Raw genomic sequence first — 7,782 nt, 5'->3', positions numbered from 1 at the left:
TCCCGCCGTGTAGATCCCGGGCTCGACGGAGAACACCATGCCCTCCGCCAGCACGGTGTCGGCCCCGGGCGCGACGAACGGGGGCTCGTGCAGCCCCAGACCGATCCCGTGTCCGGTGCGGTGGATGAACAACTCCCCGAGCCCCGCGGCCGCGAGGTGTTCGCGGGCCGCGGCGTCGACCTCGCCGATCGCGACGCCAGGGCGCACCGCCTCCCGGGCCAGACGCTGCGCCTCCTGCAGCACCGCGTACGCCTCGGCGATCCCGGGGTCGGGCGCCCCCATCGAGTACGTGCGGGTGCAATCCGAGTGGTACCCGCTCTCGAGTGGCCCGCCGATGTCCACCACGACGATGTCCCCCGGTTCGATCACGCGGTCTGAGACCCCGTGGTGCGGGTCGGCGCCGTTGGGCCCCGAGCCGACGATCACGAACTCGGCGTGTGTGAGCCCCTCCTGCACGATCGCGGCGGAGATCAGCTCACCCACCTGCTCCTCGCTACGACCGACCTCGAGGAACTCACCCATCCGCGCGTGGACCGCGTCGATACGGCGGGCGGCCTCGGCGAGCTGGTCGAGCTCGTGCGGCGTCTTGACGGCCCGCACGTGGTCGATCACCTCCGAGGCCAGGATCACCTCACCGTCGACACCCAGCTGGAGTGGGACGAGATGCAGCGCGGGCAGCGCGGTCGAGACGGCGATCCGGCCCCACACCGTGCCCGCGACCAGAGGGACCGCGTCCGTACCGTCCGCCCAGGGATGGATCTCCGCGCCCACCCGGGCGGCGGCCCGGCGGGTGACACCGGTGAGCTCGAGCGCAGGGAGCACGAGGAGGGGCGTTCCGTCCCCGACGGGCACGACGAGGGCCGTGAGCCGCTCGTGGGACTCCATGCGTTCGCCGGTGAGGTAAGCCATGTCCTCGCCCGAGTACACCACCACGTGATCGATCCCGAGCTCGCGCGCGCGATCACGCACCGCCGTCAGTCGCCGGGCGTGGGTGTCCGAGGGGCCGGTGCTCATCCCCCCACCCTAGGTCGTCGGGCGTCGCGGGCGCCCGCCGTCCGCTCCCGGCGGACCACTGTCACCTCGCCCTCTCACGGGGAGGACTATTCTGACGACAGGTCGATACCCGGCCCACACTCGACCCGAGGAGGCGCGGTGTCCCAGGGCCCGCTCATGGTTCTCGACAGTGCCGGCCTGTGGTTCCGCGCGTTCCACTCGGTACCGGAGAAGATCACCGGACCCGACGGCGCACCGGCCAACGCGGTGCGTGGATTCTGCGACATGGTGTCGGTGCTCCTCGAGGAGTACTCGCCGTCCGGACTGGTGGCGGCCCTGGACCGCGAGTGGCGCCCCGACTGGCGTGTGGGGTTGGTTCCGTCGTACAAGGCCCACCGTGTCGGGGACGACGGCGGGGAGGACGCGCCCGCCTCACTCCACCCGCAGGTCGGCGCGATACGGGAGATCCTCACCGCCGCGGGTATCACGCAGGCGTCCGCCGCCGACGCCGAAGCCGACGACGTCCTGGCAGAACTTGCCGCGCGTGATCGCGAGGTGCTGGTGGTGACCGGCGACCGCGACCTGTTCCAGCTGGCGTCGGCGACCACCACGGTCGTGTACGTGGGGGCGGGGATGAAGAAGCGACTCGCGTACACCCCCGAGGTCGTCGCGGAGCGCTTCGATCTTCCCCTCGGCGACGACGCGCGCGTGTACGCCGACTACGCGGTACTCGTCGGTGACGCCTCCGACGGCCTGCCGGGGGTGGCGGGGATCGGCACCAAGACCGCGGCCTCCCTCGTGCGGGAGTACGGGGGCCTCGACGGCATCGTGGAGGCCGCCGAGGACGACGGATCTGGTCTCACCGCCCGGCAGCGGAAGGCGGTTCTCGAGGCCGCCGACTATCTGACCGCCGCCCGCGGAGTGGTCCGTCTGCGGGGTCGCGGGTTCGAGCTCGAGTTCGAGGGTGATACCGACGGCCGGCGCGGACACGTGGACCGGGCGCGGTTGGACGCCCTCGGTGAGGCCACGGGACAGGCGCGTGCGATCGGGCGTCTGGAGAAGGCGGCCTCGGTCCTGGACCCGGCCTGAGAGCCGTCGCCGGTCCCCTGCAGGCCCGGGGCCGGTCATCTCCCGCGCCGGAAATCACCAGCGCCAGTCATCGATAAGAGCGTTCCGCACACCCTCTTCTCGGACGATGTGTGCGGAACGCTCTTCGCGATGGAGGGATGGCGCGACTGCGCGAGGGAGGGATGGCGCGACGGGGGTCAGACCGTGTGGTCGAGTACGACCCCGCGACGTAGGGACCCCACGGCCGACCGTGCCGTCCGCGCGAGATCGGGCTCGGCGACCTGCCCGACCTGGGCCAGGACGTCCACGACCAGCCGCGCGGAGCGAACGAAGTCCCCGGCGGTGAGTTCCACGCCCTCCTGCCACGAGGCGGCGAGGATCGACGACAGCGCGCCACCCGACACCCAGTGGTGCAGGACCGGTGCGAGCCCCGCGTCCAGATCCGGGGTCGAGGGCAGCTGGTGAGCCTTCTCGGTCGCGGCGACGTCGGCGGCGACGAGTTCGGTCTCGGCGAGGGCCGCGCGCAGCAGTTCGTCGGAGGGTTCTCGGACCACCGCGTCACTGCGGGGGTGGGCCACGACGGTGGCGATCACCGCCGCCAACCCGGCCGGGTCCAGCCCGGCCCACACGCCGCGTCGGAGACACTCGGCCACGAACAGGTCCTGCTCGGTGTGCACACCCGCGAGAAGGCGGCCGGCGTCCGTGGCGCGGATCTCGCCCTCCCGGTCCTCCAGGTAACCCAGGTGCTCCAGCAGACCGACGATCCTCCGGAAACGGCGGGCCAGGGAGTCGGAGTCGGATTCCACCTCGGCGGTGAGCTCAGCCACGTCCGCCGCTGCCCGGGCCCAGCGTTCGTGGAGACGTGCCAGCCTGTCGATCCGCGGGTCGTCGTGGAGGGGGTGTTGGCGCACGGCGCGGCGCGCCGCGGCGATCCGCGGGTCCTTGCGGACGGGCTTGCCGCCGGCGTTCTTCATCCGACCTCGGGCCTTACCCCGGAGCCCCTCCATCCGATGGACCAGCGCCCGCTTGGCCCGCCCGTCGAGCTTGCGTCGGCCGCGGGGCAGATCGACCCTCCCCACCGGGACGGGGGGTGCCGCGAAGTCCTGCTGGCGCAGCCAGCCGGTCCAGCCGGTGTCGGTCAGGCACAGCAGTGCCGGGTCGGCGGGGATATCGGTGCGGACCTGCAGCACCGTGGCGACCATGCCGAACCGTTTGCGGCCCACGGTGATCACCGAACCCGCGGTCTGTTTGAGCATCGCCGCACGGACGGAGTCCAGCCGGTCCTCCCGGGTCGCCTTCTCGGTGGACTTCTCCAGTCGGCCGAGGTCCGCACGGAGCGACATGTACTCGTCGAGCTGCCGGTCTCCGCCGGCGCCCTCGAGATCGGCCCGGATTCGGTCCCTCTCATCGGTCCTGCGTTCCACCGCCCGGGACCGGGACACCAGCGTGCGGTCGGTCTGGAACTGCGCGAACGACCTGCCGATCAGCGAGGTGGCCTCCGCCACGCCGAGTTGCTCCACGAGGTTGACGGCCATGGAGTAGTCGGGTGTGAACGCACTGCGCAGTGGGAATCGCGGGGTGTCGACCAGTGCGGACAGCGCGTCCAGGTCGAGGTCCGGCTGGTCCAGCACCACCGCGGTGCCCTTGGTGTCGATCCCCCGCCTCCCGGCGCGCCCGGTGATCTGCGAGTACTCCGCGGAGGTGAGCATGGCGTGGGTGTCGCCGTTGAACTTGGTGGTCTTCTCCAGGACGACCGCGCGGGCCGGCATGTGGATTCCCAGGGCGAGGGTCTCGGTGGCGAACACCACCTTGATCAGACCCGCCGAGAACAACTCCTCCACGATGGTCCGGAACAGCGGCAGCATCCCCGCGTGGTGGGCCGCGATGCCGCTGACCAGCCCGGCCCTGAAGGCGGTGAAGTCGAGCGCGTCCAGGTCATGTCGGGGCACCTGTGCGCATGCGGCGTCGACGTGCGAGGCGATCCGCCGGGACTCCTCCCCGGTGGTCAGCCGCAACCGGGCCCGCCGCATCTGCGAGACCGCCCCGTCGCAGCCCGCCCGGGAGAACACGAAGTAGATCGCGGGCAGCAGATGGTCGTCGTCGAGCTTCTCGATGACGTCCTGGCGCCGCGCCCATTGCGCTCGGGGCCGGGCCGCGACCCGCTCGTCGTGATATCCGCCTCGGGTGCGCCGCCGTTGGTCGGCCGCCGCGCGGACCGGGATCAGATCCCCGTCCGTGTAGAGCATGTGTGCGAGCGGAACGGGCCTCAGCTCGGAGAGCACCACGGCGGTGTCCCCCCGGATCTCGCTGATCCAGTCCCCCAGCTCGTCGGTGTTGCTCAGCGTCGCCGACAGGCCCACCAGTCGAACCGCCGGATCGAGGGTGAGGATGATCTCCTCCCACACCACCCCTCGCGACCGATCACCCAGGTAGTGGATCTCGTCCATGACCACACAGTCCAGGTCGTGCAGGGCGGAGGAGCCGGAATAGATCATGTTCCGGAGGACCTCGGTGGTCATCACCACCACCGGGGCGTCGGCGTCGATCGAGTGGTCCCCGGTGAGCAGCCCCACGTTCTCGGGCCCGAACCGATGACGGAACTGCCGGAACTTCTGATTGCTCAGCGCCTTGACGGGCGTGGTGTAGAAGCACCTGCCGCCGCCGGACAACGCCCGGAGGGCCGCGTACTCCCCGATGAGCGTCTTGCCCGAGCCGGTGGGCGCCGAGACGAGCAGATTGCGGCCGGCGTCGAGCGCGGTGAACGCCTCCAGCTGGAACGGGTCCGGGTCGAAGCCCTCCGTCTGCAGGAACGATTCGAGCAGCGTGCCCGAATCGTGGGGCTCAGAGCGTGTCGTCATACATCGCCCCACCCGACGGCGCCTGGAGGGGCCGGGCACCACCGAGTGGCTCGGGTGCGGACAGCGGGCCGGTGGACCGGACCGCACCGGAGCCGTCGAGGCGCTCGGACGGGCCCAGCGGCGACGCGGACTCGTCGTCGACCTCGAGCCACTCCTCGCGGTTCCTGCTCTTGCGCTTGTCGTGGATGCGGGCGAACTGGATGGACATCTCCACCAGGATGCACACCGCCCCGGCGAGGGCCAGCATCGAGAACGGGTCCTGCCCGGGCGAGGCCACGGCGGCGAAGACGAAGATCCCCATGATGATCCCGCGGCGGGACCTGGCGAGCACCTCGTACCGGAGCACTCCGGCGACGTTGAGCATCGCGATGAGCAACGGGATCTCGAAGCTCACCCCGAAGATCAGGATCAGCTGGATGAGGAAGGTGAAGTACTGCGTACCTGAGAGGGCGGTGGTCTGGACGTTGTCGCCGATCGAGAGCAGGAACTCGAGGGCGAAGACGATGACGATGTAGGCCAGGACGGCGCCGCCGATGAACAGGACGGCGGCGAGGAACGTGAAGGCGATCCCGTAGCGCTTCTCGTTCTTGTGCAGGCCGGGAGTGATGAAGGCCCACAGCTGGTAGAGCCAGACCGGGCTGGCCAGCACGATGCCGGCGGTCGCGGCCACCTTCAGACGCAGCATGAACTGCTCGAAGGGGCCGGTGGCGAGGAGGCGGCACTGGTCCCCCGAGTCGCCGAGCTGGAGTCGGGCACCGGGAGGGATGTCGCAGTACGGGCCGGTGAGGATCTCACCCAGCGAGGGGACTCCGAAGAACCCGCTGCCGTACCACCAGAATCCGAACCCCAACGTCACCACGATCGCTGCGAGGGCGATGAGCAGTCTCGTGCGCAGCTCGTAGATGTGCTCGATGAGGGGCATCGTGCCGTCGGGGTTCCGGGGCCGGCGCCTGCGCTTGGACAGCAGCCGACCGGCGCCGCCCCTGGGGGTGGCGCCGGTCTTCTCCGGTCCGGTCCGCGTCATCGGTGAGGTGGCCTGCTACCGCTGGGGGCCGGTGCCGCCGTCGTACGGCGCGGTGGGATCGAAGTGCTGCTGGTGCTGGCCGGGCTGCGGCGGCTGCTGATTAGGCTGCTGACCCTGTGGCTGTTGGTACTGCTGCTGGGGCTGACCCGGCTGTTGGTACGGCTGCGGGGGCTGACCCGGCTGCTGAGCCTGGGTCTGCTGGTACGGCTGCTGCGGGGCCTGCGGGTAACCCTGGGTCTGGGGCTGTGCCTGCTGGGGATGCGCCTGCGGCTGGACGTACTGCGCCGCATTCGGCTGGCCGGCCTGCGTGAGCGCCTCAGGCTCGGCCGGCTTGTCGTCGTTCTGCATCTCCTTGATCTCCGACTTGAAGATCCGCATCGACCGGCCGAGACCGCGCGCGGCGTCGGGGAGCTTCTTGGAGCCGAAGAGAATCAGCACCACCGCGAGGACGATGAGCCAGTGCCAGATGCTCAACGCACCCATGTCAACCTCCGTTTGTGGGACAACATGCCCATGCTAACGCACCGAGGCCGACAGGCGTTGTCGCGGTCCTCGTCTGCAAAGGCGGTGACCAGCGGGTTCACCACGATTTCACGTCGACGATATCGAGTCGTCGCCTGCCGAGTAGAGCGCGAGTCCCGCGGTGGCCCGGGCGGCGATCTCCGCGGCCAGCGCGGGGTCCGACGGCGTCACCACGTCTGCGTGCCCGAGCAGGAACCTGACCAGCCACGCCCGGTCGTGATAAGCGATCGAGACGTCCAGATCACCGTCCGGACGCCGGACGACGTCATGGAAACCGAACTCGTCGAGGAACCACGCCGCGGCCGAGGGGACGACGGCCCGCTCCATCAGGACGCCCGCCTCGCCGTCGTCCTGGGGTTCCGGTCCGAGCGCCCGGCGCGGTCCGACCTCCTCCACCCCGCTCATCCGATCGGTGCGGAACGTCCTCCACTGACCCGTCCCGCGGTCGACGCCGTGGACGTAGGAGTGGCCGTCGGACACCGAGAGGCGAGCCGGATCGACCACCCGGGTGGTGGAGGTGTCCGAGCTGGCCGAGTGGTAGACGAATCGCAGCGCGTGTCCGTCGTGGACCGCGGTACGCACCACATCGGCATCCGGGGTGGTGGTCTCCGGACGGGGGGCGTCCACGCCGCGTCCCCCGGCACCCGACTCGACACCTGCCGCGGTCCGGAGGGTCTGTAGCAGATCGCGCAGGGCGGTCTGGTCGACCACCTCGGGATGGTCCAGGAAGATCGCGAGTCCGGTCTCGAGTGTGACGGCCTCGGCGGCGGTGAGCCGCACGGGCCGGTCGATCCCGGCGGTGAACGTCACCTCGACCAGCTCGGCGTCGTCGAGGTCCTCGGACGAGAACGCCAGGTCGATGAGGTCACCCGGGCCGTACCCGGGAAGCCCGCAGGACCACAGCTGCCACAGGGCGTCCCGCAGCTGCTTGTCCGACATGCCGAGGTCCCGCGCGGCGTCGGCCACGGGCACGGCTCCCCGGGTGTGGAAGTAGGGGACCACGCTGAGCAGCGTCGCCAGGGGGACGGCACGGGGGGTCATCGGACGGCCTCCTGCGCAGCGGTGAGGATGGTCACGACCCGGACGCGCAGCTCGGCGGGTCTCAGGGCGACGGCGTCGGCGCCCTGGGAGGCGACCATCGACGACAGCTCGCCGAGGGGGGCACTCACCTCCAGGTCGATGCCGGCACGACCGAACCGGGTCGCGGGCCCGGAACCGCGGGCCATCGCCCGGAGTTCGGCGGCGTGGCCGTCCGCCGCCCACACCGTGGCCTCCACGACCGGGTTCAGGCGGGAGATGGCGTCGTCGAGCAGTGCG

6 protein-coding genes and 1 pseudogene are annotated in these 7,782 nt (G+C 70.8%); 1 reads left to right on the top strand and 6 read right to left on the bottom strand.

What is annotated here, in order from left to right; genetic code table 11:
* Positions 1-1,014 (bottom strand): Xaa-Pro peptidase family protein (locus G6018_RS09620; RefSeq protein WP_182639487.1); only part of this gene is annotated, 1,014 nt, incomplete at its 3' end.
* A 138-nt stretch (positions 1,015-1,152) separates the two neighbouring features.
* Here G6018_RS09620 and G6018_RS09615 point away from each other — a divergent pair.
* Positions 1,153-2,082, top strand: coding sequence for a 5'-3' exonuclease H3TH domain-containing protein (locus G6018_RS09615; protein WP_182639486.1), 930 nt, complete (start codon positions 1,153-1,155; stop codon positions 2,080-2,082).
* 176 nt (positions 2,083-2,258) lie between these two features.
* Here G6018_RS09615 and G6018_RS09610 read toward each other — a convergent pair whose 3' ends face one another.
* The 5 genes and pseudogenes from G6018_RS09610 to G6018_RS09590 all read right to left on the bottom strand — a co-directional run.
* A complete protein-coding gene (locus G6018_RS09610; protein ID WP_182639485.1) occupies positions 2,259-4,919 on the bottom strand; it encodes a DEAD/DEAH box helicase in 2,661 nt (886 codons plus the stop codon).
* Complete coding sequence (gene tatC, locus G6018_RS09605; RefSeq protein ID WP_241730486.1) at positions 4,903-5,841, bottom strand: twin-arginine translocase subunit TatC; 939 nt, start codon at positions 5,839-5,841, stop codon at positions 4,903-4,905. The genes G6018_RS09610 and tatC overlap by 17 nt, the downstream gene beginning before the upstream one ends.
* Positions 5,842-5,958: 117 nt before the next feature.
* On the bottom strand, positions 5,959-6,426 hold the full coding sequence (tatA, locus tag G6018_RS17575) for a Sec-independent protein translocase subunit TatA (protein WP_182617383.1): 468 nt from the start codon (positions 6,424-6,426) through the stop codon (positions 5,959-5,961).
* Positions 6,427-6,534: 108 nt separating this feature from the next.
* Positions 6,535-7,506: a WYL domain-containing protein gene (locus G6018_RS09595; protein WP_182617382.1), complete on the bottom strand. Its 972-nt coding sequence runs from the start codon at positions 7,504-7,506 to the stop codon at positions 6,535-6,537.
* A pseudogene (locus G6018_RS09590) lies at positions 7,503-7,782 on the bottom strand (WYL domain-containing protein); the annotation flags it as partial. The gene G6018_RS09595 and the pseudogene G6018_RS09590, both read right to left, overlap by 4 nt.

It is taken from the genome of Dietzia sp. DQ11-44 (assembly GCF_014145205.1).
Taxonomy (GTDB): domain Bacteria; phylum Actinomycetota; class Actinomycetes; order Mycobacteriales; family Mycobacteriaceae; genus Dietzia; species Dietzia natronolimnaea.
Note: the sequence above shows the minus strand (reverse complement) of the source record. Positions and strands in the feature narration are given on the sequence as shown.

Excerpts from the sequence above, each read along its gene's own strand:
- tatC (WP_241730486.1), bottom strand. The coding sequence starts at position 5,841 with ATGCCCCTCATCGAGCACATCTACGAGCTGCGCACGAGACTGCTCATC.
- G6018_RS09610 (WP_182639485.1), bottom strand. The coding sequence starts at position 4,919 with ATGACGACACGCTCTGAGCCCCACGATTCGGGCACGCTGCTCGAATCG.
- G6018_RS09595 (WP_182617382.1), bottom strand. The coding sequence starts at position 7,506 with ATGACCCCCCGTGCCGTCCCCCTGGCGACGCTGCTCAGCGTGGTCCCC.
- tatA (WP_182617383.1), bottom strand. The coding sequence starts at position 6,426 with ATGGGTGCGTTGAGCATCTGGCACTGGCTCATCGTCCTCGCGGTGGTG.